The 16,077-nt window shown below is 70.5% G+C and carries 17 protein-coding genes; 4 read left to right on the top strand and 13 right to left on the bottom strand.

Features of this window, described 5'->3' with window-relative positions; translation table 11 throughout:
- Positions 1 to 41: 41 nt before the first annotated feature.
- Genes LTL01_RS09665 through LTL01_RS09655 form a run of 3 tightly spaced genes read right to left on the bottom strand, consistent with a single transcriptional unit; the run spans position 42 to position 2,141 of the window.
- A complete protein-coding gene (locus LTL01_RS09665) occupies positions 42 to 803 on the bottom strand; it encodes an SDR family NAD(P)-dependent oxidoreductase (RefSeq protein ID WP_236968388.1) in 762 nt (253 codons plus the stop codon).
- A 1-nt stretch (position 804) separates the two neighbouring features.
- Positions 805 to 1,335 carry a dihydrofolate reductase gene (locus LTL01_RS09660; protein ID WP_053547558.1) on the bottom strand — a complete coding sequence of 177 codons (531 nt, stop codon included), beginning with the start codon at positions 1,333 to 1,335 and terminating at the stop codon, positions 805 to 807.
- Positions 1,332 to 2,141 carry a thymidylate synthase gene (locus LTL01_RS09655; protein WP_236968387.1) on the bottom strand — a complete coding sequence of 270 codons (810 nt, stop codon included), beginning with the start codon at positions 2,139 to 2,141 and terminating at the stop codon, positions 1,332 to 1,334. The genes LTL01_RS09660 and LTL01_RS09655 overlap by 4 nt, the downstream gene beginning before the upstream one ends.
- Before the next feature lie 76 nt (positions 2,142 to 2,217).
- Here LTL01_RS09655 and LTL01_RS09650 point away from each other — a divergent pair, with 76 nt between their 5' ends.
- From LTL01_RS09650 to LTL01_RS09635, 4 genes are all read left to right on the top strand, one after another.
- On the top strand, positions 2,218 to 2,655 hold the full coding sequence (locus tag LTL01_RS09650) for a TlpA family protein disulfide reductase (RefSeq protein WP_236968386.1): 438 nt from the start codon (positions 2,218 to 2,220) through the stop codon (positions 2,653 to 2,655).
- Positions 2,648 to 3,166, top strand: a complete 519-nt coding sequence (locus tag LTL01_RS09645; RefSeq protein ID WP_053547560.1) for a DUF4395 domain-containing protein — start codon at positions 2,648 to 2,650, stop codon at positions 3,164 to 3,166. Before LTL01_RS09650 ends, LTL01_RS09645 begins: the two co-directional genes overlap by 8 nt.
- A gap of 98 nt (positions 3,167 to 3,264) precedes the next feature.
- Positions 3,265 to 3,690, top strand: coding sequence for an OsmC family protein (locus LTL01_RS09640; RefSeq protein WP_053547561.1), 426 nt, complete (start codon positions 3,265 to 3,267; stop codon positions 3,688 to 3,690).
- Positions 3,683 to 4,591: a TIGR01777 family oxidoreductase gene (locus tag LTL01_RS09635; protein ID WP_236968385.1), complete on the top strand. Its 909-nt coding sequence runs from the start codon at positions 3,683 to 3,685 to the stop codon at positions 4,589 to 4,591. The genes LTL01_RS09640 and LTL01_RS09635 overlap by 8 nt, the downstream gene beginning before the upstream one ends.
- On the opposite strand, the gene LTL01_RS09630 is transcribed toward LTL01_RS09635, so the two are convergent.
- From LTL01_RS09630 to LTL01_RS09585, 10 genes are all read right to left on the bottom strand, one after another.
- Entirely contained in the window at positions 4,592 to 5,536 is a 945-nt protein-coding gene (locus LTL01_RS09630) for a hypothetical protein (protein ID WP_236968384.1), read from the bottom strand. It lies immediately after the preceding gene.
- Positions 5,537 to 5,627: 91 nt separating this feature from the next.
- Complete coding sequence (locus tag LTL01_RS09625) at positions 5,628 to 6,929, bottom strand: ABC transporter permease (protein ID WP_308195179.1); 1,302 nt, start codon at positions 6,927 to 6,929, stop codon at positions 5,628 to 5,630.
- Positions 6,926 to 7,597 carry an ABC transporter ATP-binding protein gene (locus LTL01_RS09620; protein ID WP_236968383.1) on the bottom strand — a complete coding sequence of 224 codons (672 nt, stop codon included), beginning with the start codon at positions 7,595 to 7,597 and terminating at the stop codon, positions 6,926 to 6,928. The genes LTL01_RS09625 and LTL01_RS09620 overlap by 4 nt, the downstream gene beginning before the upstream one ends.
- Positions 7,594 to 9,228 carry a hypothetical protein gene (locus LTL01_RS09615; RefSeq protein WP_236968382.1) on the bottom strand — a complete coding sequence of 545 codons (1,635 nt, stop codon included), beginning with the start codon at positions 9,226 to 9,228 and terminating at the stop codon, positions 7,594 to 7,596. Before LTL01_RS09615 ends, LTL01_RS09620 begins: the two co-directional genes overlap by 4 nt.
- Before the next feature lie 37 nt (positions 9,229 to 9,265).
- Positions 9,266 to 10,231, bottom strand: coding sequence for a hypothetical protein (locus LTL01_RS09610; RefSeq protein WP_236968381.1), 966 nt, complete (start codon positions 10,229 to 10,231; stop codon positions 9,266 to 9,268).
- A gap of 135 nt (positions 10,232 to 10,366) precedes the next feature.
- The gene (locus LTL01_RS09605; RefSeq protein WP_236968380.1) at positions 10,367 to 10,816 is read right to left on the bottom strand and encodes a tetratricopeptide repeat protein; all 450 of its coding nucleotides are present in this window, start codon (positions 10,814 to 10,816) and stop codon (positions 10,367 to 10,369) included.
- Positions 10,813 to 11,631 carry a 4-hydroxy-tetrahydrodipicolinate reductase gene (dapB, locus tag LTL01_RS09600; protein ID WP_236968379.1) on the bottom strand — a complete coding sequence of 273 codons (819 nt, stop codon included), beginning with the start codon at positions 11,629 to 11,631 and terminating at the stop codon, positions 10,813 to 10,815. Before dapB ends, LTL01_RS09605 begins: the two co-directional genes overlap by 4 nt.
- Before the next feature lie 21 nt (positions 11,632 to 11,652).
- A complete protein-coding gene (locus tag LTL01_RS09595) occupies positions 11,653 to 12,255 on the bottom strand; it encodes a histidine phosphatase family protein (protein ID WP_053547570.1) in 603 nt (200 codons plus the stop codon).
- An 88-nt stretch (positions 12,256 to 12,343) separates the two neighbouring features.
- Positions 12,344 to 13,339, bottom strand: coding sequence for an aldo/keto reductase (locus tag LTL01_RS09590; RefSeq protein WP_272877969.1), 996 nt, complete (start codon positions 13,337 to 13,339; stop codon positions 12,344 to 12,346).
- A 243-nt stretch (positions 13,340 to 13,582) separates the two neighbouring features.
- The gene (locus LTL01_RS09585; RefSeq protein WP_053547571.1) at positions 13,583 to 15,838 is read right to left on the bottom strand and encodes a polyribonucleotide nucleotidyltransferase; all 2,256 of its coding nucleotides are present in this window, start codon (positions 15,836 to 15,838) and stop codon (positions 13,583 to 13,585) included.
- Positions 15,839 to 16,077: the final 239 nt, after the last annotated feature.

Genomic DNA, 16,077 nt, shown 5'->3' with positions numbered 1-16,077 from the left:
GCTCTCAGGGTATCGGGGTTCACCCGGCCCGCACGTCCCTCTCAGCGACCCTGCTCGCCGACGCGGGCCGCGATCGTCGGCGGGACGACCCGTGTCAGCGCGACCAGAAGCCGGTATCGGAGCGACGGGATGCTGACCGCCCGCCCGCGCGCGGCGTCGCGCAACGAGGCGTCGACGACGAACGGCGCATTCAGCCACAGGCCCGCGGGAACGCCCTCGGCGCCCGCCTCCAGGCCCATGCGGCGATGGAAGTCGGTGTGCGTGAACCCCGGGCACACCGCCGTGACGGTGACCCCGCGCGCGGCGTATCTCGCGTTCGCCCAGCGACTGAAGCTGACGAGCCACCCCTTGGCGGCGCCGTAGGTGGACCGCGGGATGAAGGCGGCGACCGAGGCGATGTTGAGGATGCGCCCCCGCCCGCGCGCGCACATGCCCTCGAGAGCGGCGTGCATCAGACGCATCGGAACCTCCACGTGCAGGGCCAGGTGGGCGGCCTCCGCCTCGATGTCGTTCCGCTCGAAGTCCAGGGGGAGACCGAACCCCGCGTTGTTGACGAGCACCTCGACGGGCGCCTCCGTCGCACGCAGGCGGTCCTCGACGGCCGCGCGCGCTCCCGCGTCGAGGAGGTCTGCGACGATCACCTCGACGTGGACTCCGAACCGGGATCGGATGTCGACCGCGAGCGCGTTGAGGGCGGCACCGTCGCGCGCGACGAGCACGACGTCGGCACCGCGCGCCGCCAGCCGCCGGGCGTATTCGGCGCCGAGGCCCGAGCTCGCGCCCGTGATCAGTGCGGTCGGCATGTCAGCCCTCCCGTCGTAGGGTCAGGAAGCGGTACCGGACTCCGCCCGACGAGGTGTGCCAGCCGGTCTCGGGGTCGGCGACGACCGGCGCCCAGCCGGTCCGCTCGGGCGCCCGGGTGTCTCCGGCCACGGCGAGGTCGAGCTCGGTGACCTCGAGCAGATCGGCCCGCGCGATCGTGTCCCGGTACAGCCTGCCCCCGCCGATGATCCAGACGAGGTCGGACCCCGGCGCGGACGCCGCCGCGGCGAGCGCGGCATCGATCGACGAAGCGACGACGGCCCCCTCGGCCGAGAACGCCCGGTCTCCGGTCAGGACGATGTTCGTCCTCGAGGGAAGGGGACGGAAGCGCTCCGGGAAGGACTCCCATGTGCGACGGCCCATGACGACGGGATGCCCGGTGGTCAGCCGGCGGAACCGGGCGAGATCCTCCGGGACGTGCCACGGCATTCCTCCCGCGTCGCCGATGACGCGGTCGCGGGCCTCCGCCCAGATCAGTCCCAGGCGCGGTCGCGGGGCGGACGGGTCGCTCACACGGCCACCGCACCGCGGATCGCCGGATGGTGCCGGTAGCCCTCCACGACGAAGTCCTCGTAGCGGTAGTCGAGGATCGACGCGGGCCGGCGGTCCAGGCGCAGCGTCGGCAGCGGATACGCCTCGCGGCTCAGCTGCTCGCGCACCTGCTCGCGATGGTTGTCGTAGATGTGGCAGTCTCCGCCCGTCCAGACGAAGTCGCCGACCTCGAGGTCGGTCTGCTGGGCGATCATCGTGGTGAGCAGCGCGTAGGAGGCGATGTTGAAGGGGACCCCGAGGAACATGTCCGCGCTGCGCTGATACAGCTGGCACGACAGCTTCCCGTCCGCGACGGCGAACTGGAAGAGCGCGTGACAGGGTGCCAAGGCCATGTCCGGGATGTCGGCCGGGTTCCACGCCGACACCACCAGCCGGCGCGAGTCCGGATCGGTGCGGATCTTCTCGACGACGTCGTTGATCTGATCGATCGATCCCCCGTCGCGGGTGGGCCAGGAGCGCCACTGCACGCCGTAGACGGGGCCGAGCTCGCCGTCGGCGTCCGCCCACTCGTCCCAGATCGTCACTCCGGCATCCTGCAGCCAACGGACGTTCGATTCCCCGCGGAGGAACCAGAGGAGCTCGTACGCGATCGAGCGGAAATGCACGCGCTTGGTCGTGATGAGCGGGAAACCCCGGGACAGGTCGAAACGGATCTGACGACCGAAGACGCTGGTGGTGCCCGTCCCCGTCCGGTCGTCCTTGTGCGTGCCGTTGTCGAGGACGTCGCGGAGGAGATCTTCATAGGGCGTCGGAATCGGCGTGGTCACATCGGTCACGATACCCCGGCGTCATCTCCCGCCACAGACGCCGCGACCCTCTCCGGCCGGGATACGATCTCCTGTCGTGGACACCCTCAGTGCGCTCATCGGTCTCGTCGTCCTGGTCGGGGCGACCGCCGGCGTCGGCGCGTACATCCAGCGGCGTCCGAAGCGCGTCCGCCGCGACGTGTCGCACGAGGTCGTCGACCCCCGGCGCCTCGGCGCGGAGTCGCTCGGCGAATCCGCGACACTCCTGCAGTTCTCCACCGAGATGTGCACGCGGTGCCCCGGCGTGCACCGGATGCTGGCCCAGACGGCCGCGGCGCACCCCGGCGTCCTCCACCTCGATGTCGACCTGACGCATCGGCCCGACATCGCGCGCCACTTCCACGTCCTGCAGACGCCGACGACGCTGGTGCTGGACCGTGACGGCGTGATCCGCACCCGCCTCGGCGGCGTCCCCGGACGCGAGGTGCTCGACCTCGAGCTGACGCGTCTGACCGGAGCGACCGCCCATGCCTGAGCGCTCGCCGGCGCACGGGATCGACCCTCGGGGTCCGCGCGTCGCCGCGGGGATCACCTCGCTCCTGCTTCTCGTGGACGTCTTCCTCGCGCTGACGGGTCTCGCCTCGTCGGCCGCGCTGCCGGCGGCGAGTGTGTCCGAGCGGATGCAGGATCCGGCGTTCCTGCTCCTCGGCGCCATCGCCTTCCTCTTCCTGTGGGGCGTGCTCTCGCCGCGCACCGCTCCCTGGGGCGTCCTCTTCCGCACGGTGATCGCGCCGCGCCTGTCACCGCCGGCGGAGCGCGAAGATCCGCGGCCTCCTCGATTCGCCCAGGGCGTCGGTCTCGTCGTGAGTCTCACCGGTCTCCTCCTGCAGCTCGCCGGGGTTCCGTGGGGCCTCACCGCCGCCGCGGCGGCCGCGTTCGTCGCCGCGTTCCTGAACGCCGTCTTCGGGCTTTGCCTGGGATGTCAGATGTATCTTGTCCTCCAGCGCGCCGGCCTCGTGGGACGAGCGCGGCCCCGCCTTCCCTGACAGCCCGTCCGCGCGCAAGCCCGCGCGCCGGGGCGACCGCGACGTTAGGCTGACCGCACGACGCCCGATCCGCGGGCGCACAGCACAGGGAGGTCGCCATGACCGTCACCAGCGAAGCCACCACGTCGTGGAAGGGCACGCTCGCCGAAGGCTCCGGCGAGGTCTCCTTCGTCTCGTCCGGACTGGGCGCCTACCCGGTCAACTGGAAGGCGCGCAGCGAGGGCTCCACATCCGTCACCACGCCCGAGGAACTGATCGCCGCGGCCCACGCGTCCTGCTTCTCGATGGCCCTCTCCCACGCCCTCGGCCAGAACGGCACCCCGCCGGAGTCGATCGAGACCACCGCGTCGGTGACCTTCGTCCCGGGCACCGGGATCTCCGGCAGCCACCTGAACGTCAACGCCGTGGTCCCCGGACTCTCCGCGGAGGACTTCGACCGGATCGCCGAGGACGCGAAGTCCGGGTGCCCCGTCTCCCAGGCGCTCGCCGGGATCGAGATCACCCTCGAGGCGACGCTTGCCTGAGGACCGCCCGCTCTCCCACGTGGTCGTGGCCGGAGCCTCGGGACTGATCGGCGGAGCACTGCGCGCCGCGCTGATCGCCCGTGGCGCCCGGGTCACCTCCCTTGTGCGACGACCCGTGTCCGGACCCGACGAGGTGTCCTGGCTCGTCGACGACGACTCCCTCGATCCCGATGTCCTCGCCGGCGCCGACGCCGTCATCGGCCTCAACGGCGCGAGTATCGGTCGCTTCCCCTGGACGCCGCGGTACAAGAACACCCTGCTGTTCTCCCGGGTTACGCCGACGCGGGCGATCGCGGGTGCCGTGAAGGCTCTCGGCGACGATGCGCCGGCCTTCGTCAGCGCCTCCGCCGTCGGGTACTACGGTTCCGCCCCCGGGGTGCGTCTGGACGAGTCCTCCCCCCGGGGCGAGACCTTCCTCGCGGACGTCTGCGGCGAGTGGGAATCGGCCGCACAGAGTGCCGGTCCCCGCGCACGGGTCGCCCTGCTGCGCACCGCCCCCATCGTCCATCGGGACGGTGTGCTCAAGCCCCTGATGCTGCTCACACGACTCGGGCTCGGGGGCCCGATCGGGCGGGGCACCCAGGCATGGCCGTGGATCTCGCTGGACGATGAGATCGGAGCGATCCTCCACATCCTCGACACCAAGCTGAGCGGTCCCGTCAACCTCACCGGCCCGACCCGGGCCACCGCGAACGACCTGGGATTCGCCCTCGCCGTCCGGATGAATCGCCCGTTCGTGCTCCGTGCACCGGAATGGGCGCTGCGGCTGGGACTGGGGCGCGACGCCACGGAGGCACTCCTGACCTGCGATGCGGATGTCGCGCCCGCGGTCCTGTCGGACTCCGGCTACCGCTTCACCCATCCCACGGTGGAGGAGGCGGTCGTCGCCGCGGTCGGCTGATCAGGAGCCGGCGCCCTCGGCGGCGGCACGGTAGGCCTCGAGATCGGCCAGGTTGTCGGCGACGAACCGCTCCTCCTCCTCGAACCTCACCTCTTTCTCCGTCGCGCGGTATTCGACCGACTCCCGGCAGCGCGCATCAATCTGCGCCAGAGCGATCTCACGCTCCCGGAGACGTTCGATCTGCGGGTCGTCCCACGCCGTCTCGCCGCCCGCCTTCAGCAGCTCCTGCAGGGAGACGTTGATCTCGGAGACGGGGTCCAGCGGAGACGTGAAGCCGTCTTCGCCCTCGTCGGCCATGCAGGCGGCCCACCGTGCATTCAGCGCGACGATGTCCTGCTGCTCGTTCAGCTGGGTGTAGAAGGCCATCACCGCGTCGTTCAGGGCTCGAAACCGGTCGCCTCTGAGCGGATCATCGGCCGCGTCGGCGATCTCGGCCTGGCCGAAGCACCCGCCCTTGCTCGGGTCGTACACCCCGTCCGCGTCGAACGCGTCCATGGATCCGACGAGCGCTTCGTAGTAGGCGATGCGCTCTGAGTCGGAGAGCCCGTCGACGATCGCCTCGTTCGGGTCCTCGGGGATCATGACCTGCACCTGATCGGGTCCGTCGACGATCCCGTATCCCCACCGCTCGATCCACGCGGGGTCGTCGAGCTCGGGCGATCCCCACGTGTTGAAGTCGAATCCGAGCCGGGTGGGCGGCGCCGGGATGTAGTCGAAGCCCTGTTCCTTCATGCACTCGGCGACGACCTCCTCCCTCGCCAGAAGCCGCGCGTTCCCCTCCTCGCGCCGCTCCTGCTCGCTCATCCCGGTGCCCTCCGCCGCGAGCAGGTACTCATCGATCGGCGAGACCGCCCGCTCCTCACCTCCGGTGGTGGCCGTGCATCCGCTCAGGAGCAGGATGCCGGCGAGCACGATGGCCCCGCGGAATCGATTCTGCGAGCTCATGGGATCTCCTTCGATGACGAGCCGACGTGGGTGGGCACCCATGGGAGCGCTCCCAGGACTAGTTTAGACGACCAGTCCCGACAAGGGAAGGTCAGTTTCCGCCGCGGAGCGCCGACACCGGCTCGATCGACGATGCACGCCGGGCGGGGAACCATCCCGCTCCGAGTCCGACGAGTGCCCCGAGCACGATGCCGCCCACGGCGACCAGGCCGTCGACCACGGGTGTCCACTGCTGCGCCAGCGCGAATACGACGATGCCGAGGACCGCGAGCGCCGCGCCGACGAGACCTCCCAGCAGGCCGATGACGACGGACTCGACGACGAACTGGGCGCCGATCTGGCGGCGGGTCGCGCCGAGGGCGCGGCGGAGGCCGATCTCCGGCACCCGCTCGGAGACGTTCAGCATCGTGACGTTCGCGATACCGAGCGCGCCGGCGAGGAGGACGATGCCGCCGAGGATGAGGAAGATGACGTTGACGTCGGCCTGGACATTCGACCCCAGCTCGGACCCCGCGCCGGGGGCCGACACCTCCAGGCGATCGGGGCCGTCCGGCAGCAGGGTCAGTGCCGCCTGCGTGCCGACCTGCGCGCCGGTTCCCGGAAGGATCCGGATCTGGAGATCACCGGGCGCCGCGAGGGCCCGCTCCACGCGTGCGGTCCCCACCGGCATGACCACGGCGTCCGACAGCTCCCCTCGCGATTGCAGTCCGGCGTAGATGCCCATCACGGCGTACGCGGTGTCGCCGATGAACACGGAGGGCTGACTGTCCACGCGGTTCACGCCCAGACGCTCGGCGGCGCGCTCCCCGAGCACCACCACCCGGTCGCCGCGCATCTCGTGCCCGCCGTCGAACATCCGGCCCGTGACGAGCTCGCCCCCGAGGACGTCCAGAAGCTCCGGTCCCGCCGCCACGAGCCGCGGCGAGGCCACCGCGGGGGCTGCCGGATCGTTCACGGGGACGGCGGTGATCGCATCCTCGCCCTCGGTCCCCAACTCGGCGATCGTCGTCGCCGCCTCCACGCCGACGAGACGTTGCACGCGTTCGGCCGCGTCCCACGGCAGGCGTGCGGTGGCGACGGCGTCCCCGGACTGCGACTGCGCGCTGCCGGGCGCCACCACCACCTGGGTGCCGCGGACGGCGTCGAACTGTCGTTGGATCTGGGTGGCCGCGGTCTGGGAGAAGCCGATGGTCGCCACGAGCGCCCCCACTCCGAGGACCGTGCCGATGACGGTCATGATCAGCCGCGCCGGCCGCGAACCGATGTCGGCGGTGGCCTCCACGACGAGATCCTGGAAGGTGAAGCGGTCGGCCCGGGCGACCGGTGCTGTCAGAACGGGCTCGGGCGCGGCATCCGTGCTCGACCTCCGCCGACGGGGAAGGAGGCGCATCATGCGAGCTCCGAGATGCGACCGTCGGAGATCCGCACGCGCCGCTCGGCACGCTCCGCGACCGCGAGATCGTGGGTGATGACCACCAGGGTGAGACCGTCGGCACGGAGGTCGTCGAACAGCTCCATCACCTCCGCGCTCGTCGCCTCGTCGAGGTTGCCGGTCGGTTCGTCGGCGAGGAGGATGCGCGGCGTGCTGACCACCGCCCGTGCCACCGCGACGCGCTGCCGCTCCCCGCCGGACAGGGTCGGCGGATGGAAGCTGACACGATGCCCGAGACCCACCCGCTCCAGCACCGCCCGCGCGCGTCCTTCTCGCTCCTCGCGCGGCACGCCGCTGTAGAGCATCGGCATCATGACGTTCTCCAGCACCGTCCGGCGCGGCATGAGGTGGAATGCCTGGAAGACGAATCCGATCCACTGCGCCCGCACCCGGGCACGCTGGTCGTCGTCGAGGACGCCGGTCACCACCCCGTCGATCCGGTACTCCCCCACCGTCGGACGATCCAGGAGCCCCAGCAGATTCAGCATCGTGGACTTTCCTGAGCCGCTCGGGCCGACGATGGAGACGTAGTCCCCCGCCTCGACGGTGAGATTGACGGCCTTCAGAGCCTGGACCTCGGGGACGCCGGGGAAGGAGCGCGTGACGTCGCGGAGTTCGATCAGACTCATCGCCCCACCACCACGAGGTCCCCCTCGTCCAGCTCGCCTTCCGTCGCGGTCACCTCCACCTGGCCGCCCGCGGCCAAGCCCGTCTCCACCACGACCAGCCGCGTGTCCGCATTCTCCCCGTCGCGAGGGTCGCCGTCGACGACCTCGACCCGGGATTCCCCGCCCGGCCCCGCCGTGAGCGCCACGATCGGGACGAACAGCACGTCTCCCCCCGTGGCGCCGACCGGAATGGTCACGCGGACGTTGCGCCCCTGCACCTGGACGGCCTGTTCCGGATCAAGCGGCGCCGGCTCGAGGGTGACCGTCCAGCGAGCGCCGGCATCCGCGCCCGGAGTCAGTGCCGTGACCTCCGCCTCGTGGAGCCCACCGTCGGGAAGATCGAAGGTGGCGATGTCGCCGACGCTCAGCAGTGACGCGTCCGCCGCCGCCACGCCGCCCACGATCGTCGTGGAGGCCCCCGAGACCACCATCGCAGCGCCCTGCAGAACCTGACCGCGCGCCACGTTCACCGCGTCCACCCGGCGCGGGAGATCGGTGAGGTAGAGGACCTCGCCGGACGGGAGCGTCGGAAGCGCGGCCTGCTGCGCGCGCTCGAGGGCCGCGCGCGCGTCGGCGAGCTGACCGCGCGCGGCATCGACGGCCGCGCGCTGCGCCGAGACGTCCGAGCCCGCTCCCAGCTGATCCCGCTGCAGCTGCGCCAGCGCCAGGGCGTCCTCGGCGTCTCCGACGGAAGCCTGCCACTGAGCGACCGCGGCGGGAGAGTCGTCCGGCGGGGACGGGCGCGCCGCGCGCGCACTCTCGAGCGCCCGGTGCGCGCTGGCGACGGCGTTGTCCGCCTGCCGGATCTCCACCGCACTCGGTCCCGACGATGCGCGACCGAGCTCCGCCTCGGCCGCGGCGACGGACTGCTCTCCCGCGGCCACCGCGTCCTGAGCGGCATTCAGTCCGTCCGCCGCGCCCTCCGGCAGAGGCGGTGCGGGGTACCCGATCCGCGAGTAGAGCTCGGTCACCGCCGCAGCGGCGGCGGCGTCGAACACATCCGACGCCGGATCGCCGGCGTCGATCCCGACGGAGGCCATGGCCTGCTTGAACTGGGTCACGTCCGGTCCCGACATGCCGTACACCAGCGTCCGATAGGCGGGCAGCTCGCCGGGCAGGACGATCACGGGCCGTCCCGCCACGGCGAGCGCAACCGAGAGGGCCTCCAACTCCGTCCCCGTCTCGGGCACGGCACCGGTGACCACGGCAGGGCCGCCGAGGGCGGCGGTGTCGATGGTGACCTCGACCGCGTCCGCATACCCGACGTCGCCCCGGATCGTCACGTCGTTGCTCAGCACGCCGTATTCCACCGGCACCGTGACCAGACCCGGGGCCGGTGCGTCGGCGGTCGCCGTGTCCGCCGGCACGACGAAGCGGCCGATGAGAAGGCCTGCGACCAGGGCGACGATCGCCGCCGCGGCCACGATCCACAACGGCCGGTTGGTCCGGAGCACTCGCGTCCAGCCCGCCCGTCGTGTCACCGCCTCGTCGCCGGATGCGGTCAGGAGGTCGTCCATCCCCTCGTCCGCGATCACGGGCTCGTCCTCGCGGTCGTGGCTGGAAGCGTCGTCGACCTCGTCGCGGGCGCTCATCGGTCCTCGTCCCCCGGCGTGCGACGTCGTCCGGACATCAGGAGCGCTGCTCCGCGGCGGCCTTCATCGCGTCGAGCTCGACCTGGTGATCGGCGATGAACTGCTCTTCGAGCGCGACCACGACCTCCTGTCGGCGCTCGCGATAGTCCGTGCTCTCGCGGCAGTCCAGGTCAGCGAGAGCGAGCTCGATCTCCCGCTCGGCCAGCTCGTCGAGGGCGGGGTCGTCCTCCACCCATTCGGTCTGGTTCTCGTAATAGGCGTTCAGCTCGTCGTTGATGCTCGTCATGGCCTCGCTCTGACGGGCGAACCCTGCGTGTCCGGCCTCCGACATGCACGCGGCCCACTCGGCATCGATCTCCGACATTCCGGACGCAGAATCCAGATCGGTGTAGAACTGGTTGATCTCCTCCATAAGAGGCGCGAACTCCTCCGACGTCAGCGGGTTGTCGCCGTCGATCTCGTGTTGCGCCCAGCCATAGCAGCCGGCGGTCTCCCAGTTCCACTCGTAAGAGCCGTTCTCATCGAGCTCCTCCTCGGGAACAGACGGCCCGTAGAGGGCTTCGTAGAAGGCCGTCTGCTCGGTTGCGGTGAGCGAGTTGACGTACTCCTGATTCGGATCCTCGTACACCTCCTCGGCGTCGGGCTGCTCGTCCATCCCCGGCCAGCGGACCATGCCGTACCCGTACTGCGCGACCCACTCGCGATCGTCGGGCTGCCATTCCTCGCCGGACGAGTAAGACGCACCTGTGTCGACGTTGGGGGCGTAGTCGAAGCCCTGCTCCTTCATGCACGTGGCCATGAGCTCCTCGCGCTCGAGGTTCTGCTCTTCGAACATTGCAGCCTGCTCGTCCTCGCTGAGGTCGCCGCCCCAGAGCGCCGCCATGTACTCGCCGAGCGGCGATTCCTGTTGCGCGGATTCGCCGTCGGATGCCGCGGTGCATCCGGTCAGGACCAGCAGGAGGGCAGCGGCGCCGGCCACCGAGTGAGCGCGTGTTTTCTGCATGAGCGAGAGACTTTCCGTGTGAGCGCGAACCGTACTCGGGCCACGATAGCCGCCGCATGTCTCGCGCGACATCCATCCGGAGATGTATCCGGACTCCCCCGGCGGTGGGATGCCGAGTCCACGATCGAGAGCGAATCAGGAGCCGTCGTCGCCCTTGTGGAGCCGGATCGCCGTGCGGACTGCCTCCCGTGCGCGGCGGCGGTCGCCCGCGGCGTCGTAGGCGAGCCCGAGCCGATACCAGGCGCGCCAGTCATCGGGATGGGCGGTGACGTCGTCGCGGAACTGCGGAAAGAGGACCTCCCCCTCGCTGCGCACGATGCGCCCGCTCGGACGGACGGCGACGTCGACGTCGGGAAGGGCGTCCTCGTCCTCCAGAAGACGACCGAGACGCTGTGCACGAGCGCCGAACCAGAGCTCTCGACCGAGCGCCCACACCGCGATCAGCGGAAGCACGATGAGTGCGACCCCCATCGCGACCCCGACCGGATCCCCGCTGGCGAGGAAGATGACCGCGCGCTGACCGACGAGGACGATGTAGAGGGCGAGGGCGGCGGCCATGACGGCCACGCCGATCCGGGCGCTCATGCTCCCGTGGCGCGGGCGACTTGACCGGGGGCGCCGCCGTCGTCAACACCGCCGTCGTCGACGTCGCCGGGAGCGGGGCGACCGATGCCGATGTCGATGAGGCTGTCGAGACCCACCGTCACCCCTCGCAGGTCGCGGACGCCGCCGAGCGCGAGCCGGATGCCGGGCCCGTAGGCCTGTGCGGGCTCCACGGTGTCGTGCACGATCGTGAGGGATTCCCCAGGACCGGACAGGACCGTCTCCTGGCGGGCGACGACCCCGGGACGGCGCAGCGAATGCACCGGGATGCTGGCGACCTGCTGGCCGCGGGCGCGCTGGTCCACGTGCGGTGCCGCCACCGGGCCGACCTCCCGGCGCGCGGCAGCGATGAGCTCGGCCGTGCGCACCGCGGTGCCGCTCGGCGAATCGATCTTCGTCTCGCGATGGGCTTCGACGATCTCGACCGAGGGGAAGAAGGGCGCGGCGGCGGCGGCGAGCGCCGACCCGAGAACCGACCCGAGGGAGAAGTTCGGGACGAAGAGGGCGGCGATCCCCGAGGCCTGGATCGCCGGACGGACCAGGGCGATCCGCTCGGCCGACCAGCCCGAGGTGCCGACGATGATGTCGATCCCACGCTCGGCCGCGGCGCGGACGACGTCGATGGATACCGCCGGGACGGACGCGTCGATGACGAGGTCCGCTCCGTCGAGGTCCGTGAGAGGCGACCGGGAGGTGAGCACGGCCACGACGTCGTAGTCCGCCTCGGCGGCGAGGACGTCGCAGATGATGCGTCCGAGTTTGCCGGTGCCGCCCACGATGGCCACGCGCGTCGTCATGCGCTCCATCCTAGGCGGGGCTCAGAAGGCGTACGGCTCGGGGAGGCCGGTGCGCATCTCCACCGGCAGGTGCGCGGTGTCGTTGTGGGACAGCACGGTCCACGGGCGTCCCTGCTTCTGGGCGAGCACCGTCAGGCCGCAGTGGGCCTGGTTGAGCGTCATCCATCGCCACTCGGGCGCTTGGAGGACCTCGCGCACGAACCACGCGATGACGAAGTTGTGGGTGATGAGAAGCTCGTGCACGTCCTCGGTACGGCGCACGAGGAAGGCGCTGACGGCGTCGTCCATCTGCGCCCGGCCCGCTTCCACCTCTGCTTCGGTGATGGAGCCGAAGAACGGTTCGAACACCGTCGGGGTCTCGGGCGTCATCCCCGTCGGAATGCAGTCGAACAGCAGCGCCGACGGCTGCGGAGACACCGACGGCATGCGCTCGGCGACGGCATCCGCCGTCTGGCTCGCACGCATGAGCGGCGAGTGCCACACGGCGTCGAAGGGGACGCCCGATAGGCGGTCCGCGAGGAGAGAGGCCTGCCGTCGACCGCGGGGAGAGAGGGGTCCGTCGATGAGTCCGTGCTCGGCGTCCTGGTGTTCGCCGTGCCGCACGAGGTAGATGTAGTGCGTCACGCTGCTCACTTCGTCGGGGATCCGGTGCCCGCGGGCACGTCTTCCCACCCTATGTCAGAGCGCGCGGATGCCGCACGCCCCCGCCCCGCTACTGCGAAGCCCGTCCGATCTCGGCGAGCTGGGCCCGGCTCAATCGCACCCCGACACCCTGCACCAGCTCCTCGACGTGGGCCGGGGCGTAGGCGTTGACGATCGGCGCCGTCACCAGTCGTTGGGCCAGCAGCCACGCCACCGCCACCGCGGCATCGGGAACACCGAGTTCGACTCCGACCTCGTCCAGCGCGCGCAACGTGCGCGAACCGCGCCGGTTCAGGTGCGCGGCCATCTGCGCGCCGCGCACCGACAGGCCGGTGCGGACACGGGAGCGGTGCCGCCCCGAGAGGAAGCCGTGCTCCAGCGCATGGCTCGGAGTGACCGCCATCCCCTGGGCACCGGCGACGAGGCGGAGATCGGCGTCGAACTCGTGACGGCGGAGCACGTTGAACGGCACGTCCAGGACGGTGAGACGCGGGTAGCCGGCAGACGAGAGGATCCGCGCCTCGACCAGCTGGGCGGCGGTGTAGCCGGCGGCGCCGATGGCGCGCACCTTTCCGGAGTCCACCAGCCATTCGACGGTCGCGAGGGTGTCCTCGAGGGCCGTCGCCGAGTCGGTCATCGCGTCGAGGGTGAGCACGTCGATGCGGTCGGTGTCCAGGCGCACAAGGGATGCTTCGACGGCGCGGACGAGACTCACCGGCCCGAGACCGGGGTTGTCGGGGTGCCCCCCGACCTTGACGGTGAGGACGACGTCGTCGCGCACGCCGCGCGAGTGCAGCCACTGGCCGATGATGTGCTCGCTGCGACCGGCGGAGTACGCATCCGACGTGTGCACGGCGTTCCCCCCGCGCAGGAGGTACGCGTCGAGGATGTCGTGGCTCGATTCCAGATCGACGTTCCAGCCGAACTCGGCGCCGCCGAGGATGAGCGGGAAGACCGACAGACCGCTCTCCCCGAGGGCCACCCGCACGGCGGATCCCACCGGCGGTCCCTGCACGGGGATCGGCGCCGACGGGTGCGAGGCCGCGGCTCCGGCCGATGCGCGCAGGGCGGACTCGGTGTGCGTGTGCGATTGCGTGTGCACCCGCTGCCACCCCCTCACGACGAGCCGCGACAGGTGCGCAGATACCGTGTCCGCAGCCCCCCGGCGCGTTCTTCGAGAGTAGGCCAGCCGTGCGACATCGGTGACCATTGCGGCAGACAGTCCGTGAACATCGCATAACGGTTCGGTCACGGACGCACGCACGACGCCCGCCCCGCGCGAGCGGGACGGGCGTCGTGGAGAGGAGGATCAGGCCTCGGCGGGAGTCTCCGCGCCGTCGACGGCGGCCTCTTCGACCACCGGCTCGAGCGACAGCTTGCCGCGGTCATCGATCTTGGTGATGCGCACGAGCAGCTTCTGGCCGACGCCGAGCACGTCCTCGACGTTCTCGACGCGCTTGCCACCGGCGAGCTTGCGGACCTCGCTGACGTGCAGCAGACCGTCCTTGCCGGGCAGGAGGGAGATGAACGCGCCGAAGGTCGCGATCTTCACCACGGTGCCCAGGAACTGCTCGCCGACCTCGGGGTTGGTCGGGTTGGCGATGGCGTTGACCTGCGCGCGCGCGGCCTCCGCGGCGGGCCCGTCGGTGGCGCCGATGTAGACGGTGCCGTCCTCTTCGATCGAGATCTGCGCACCGGTCTCGTCCTGGATCGCGTTGATCGTCTTGCCCTTGGGGCCGATCAGCTCGCCGATCTTGTCGACGGGGATCTGCACGCTGATCACACGGGGTGCGGTCGGCGCCATCTCGTCGGGTCCGTCGATCGCGGCGTTGAGGACGTCGAGGATCGTCATCCGGGCGTCCTTGGCCTGCGTCAGCGCCGCAGCCAGAACACTCGAGGGGATGCCGTCGAGCTTGGTGTCCAGCTGGATCGCCGTGACGAACTCGCTGGTGCCGGCGACCTTGAAGTCCATGTCCCCGAGGGCGTCCTCGGCGCCGAGGATGTCGGTCAGCGCGGCGTAGCGCGTCTGTCCGTCGACCTCGTCGGTGACCAGACCCATCGCGATACCGGCCACGGGCGCGCGCAGCGGCACACCGGCGTTCAGGAGCGACAGGGTGGACGCGCACACCGAGCCCATCGAGGTCGAGCCGTTCGACCCGAGGGCCTCGGAGACCTGGCGGATGGCGTACGGGAACTCCTCGCGGCTGGGCAGCACGGGCACGAGTGCGCGCTCGGCCAGGAAGCCGTGCCCGATCTCGCGACGCTTGGGGCTGCCCACACGGCCGGTCTCACCGGTCGAGTAGGGCGGGAAGTTGTAGTGGTGCATGTACCGCTTGCTGGTCGTGGGCGACAGCGAGTCGATCTGCTGCTCCATCTTCAGCATGTTGAGCGTCGTGACCCCGAGGATCTGGGTCTCGCCGCGCTGGAAGATCGCCGAACCGTGCACGCGCGGGATCACCTGGACCTCGGCATCCAGCGGACGGATGTCGGCGAGACCGCGTCCATCCATGCGGACACCCTCGGAGAGGATGCGACCGCGGACGATCGTCTTCGTCACCGACTTGTAGGCGGCGTTGAACTCGAGGGTCGCAACCGCCGGCAGCTCACCGGCTTCGACGGCGGCGAGGAGCTCGGCCTTGACGCGCTCCTTGATCTCGTCGTCGGCGTTCTGGCGTTCGACCTTGTCGGCGATCTGGTACACCGGCACCAGCGCGTCGTACGCGCGGTGCGCGACGAAGTCGTAGGTCTGCTGCGAGTAGGGAAGGAAGACCGGGAACTCCTTGATCTCCTTCGCCGCGGAGCTCGCAACCGAGTTCTGAGCCTCCACGAGCTGCTTGATGAACGGCTTCGCGGCCTCCAGACCCTGCGCGACGACCTCCTCGCTGGGCTTGGTGGCGCCCGCCTTGATGAGGTTCCAGCTGTGCTCGGTGGCCTCGGCCTCGACCATCATGATGGCCACTTCACCGTCGGGCAGAACGCGGCCGGCGACGATCAGGTCGAACACGGCCTCCTGCAGCTGCTCCGCCTTGGGGAAGGCGATCCACTGATCCTCGGTGCCGCCCTGGCCCGGGATGAGCGCGAGACGAACACCGGCGATGGGGCCGGAGAACGGCAGACCCGAGATCTGGGTCGACAGCGACGCCGCGTTGATGGCGAGGGCGTCGTAGAACTCGCCCGGGGCGATCGAGAGCACCGTGACGACGATCTGCACCTCGTTCCGCAGGCCCTCGACGAACGAGGGGCGCAGCGGACGGTCGATCAGACGGCAGACCAGGATCGCCTCCGTGGAGGGGCGACCCTCACGACGGAAGAACGAGCCGGGGATCTTGCCGGCGGCGTAGGAGCGCTCTTCGACATCCACCGTCAGCGGGAAGAAGTCGAAGCCCTCCCGCGGGTGCTTGCCCGCGCTGGTGGCGGACAGCAGCATCGTCTCTTCGTCGATGTACGCCGCAACGGCGCCCTGCGCCTGCTGGGCCAGACGGCCGGTCTCGAACCGGACCGTACGGGTTCCGAAGCGTCCGTTGTCGAGGACTGCTTCGGCGAAAGTGATTTCCGGACCTTCCAAGAGGTCCCTCCTTCTTTGTTTAGACTCGCACGCGCGTTTCGCGCGCGAGATCGTGCGAAGGAGCAGGAACAGGCAGATCTCGGCGTGCGGGTCTCCCCCGCTGACTCGCCAGCGCTGGCCACCAGTAGAAATCCACCCGGCGCGAACGCGACGAGGAGACCACCACAGGGGACCAGCTTCCTGCCGGCCTGCTCCGTGAGCTCATATGGAGTTGAGCGGATGCCGCGTGGGCAACCTCG

This window comes from Microbacterium aurantiacum, from assembly GCF_021654035.1.
Classification (GTDB): domain Bacteria; phylum Actinomycetota; class Actinomycetes; order Actinomycetales; family Microbacteriaceae; genus Microbacterium; species Microbacterium aurantiacum.
Note: the sequence above shows the minus strand (reverse complement) of the source record. Positions and strands in the feature narration are given on the sequence as shown.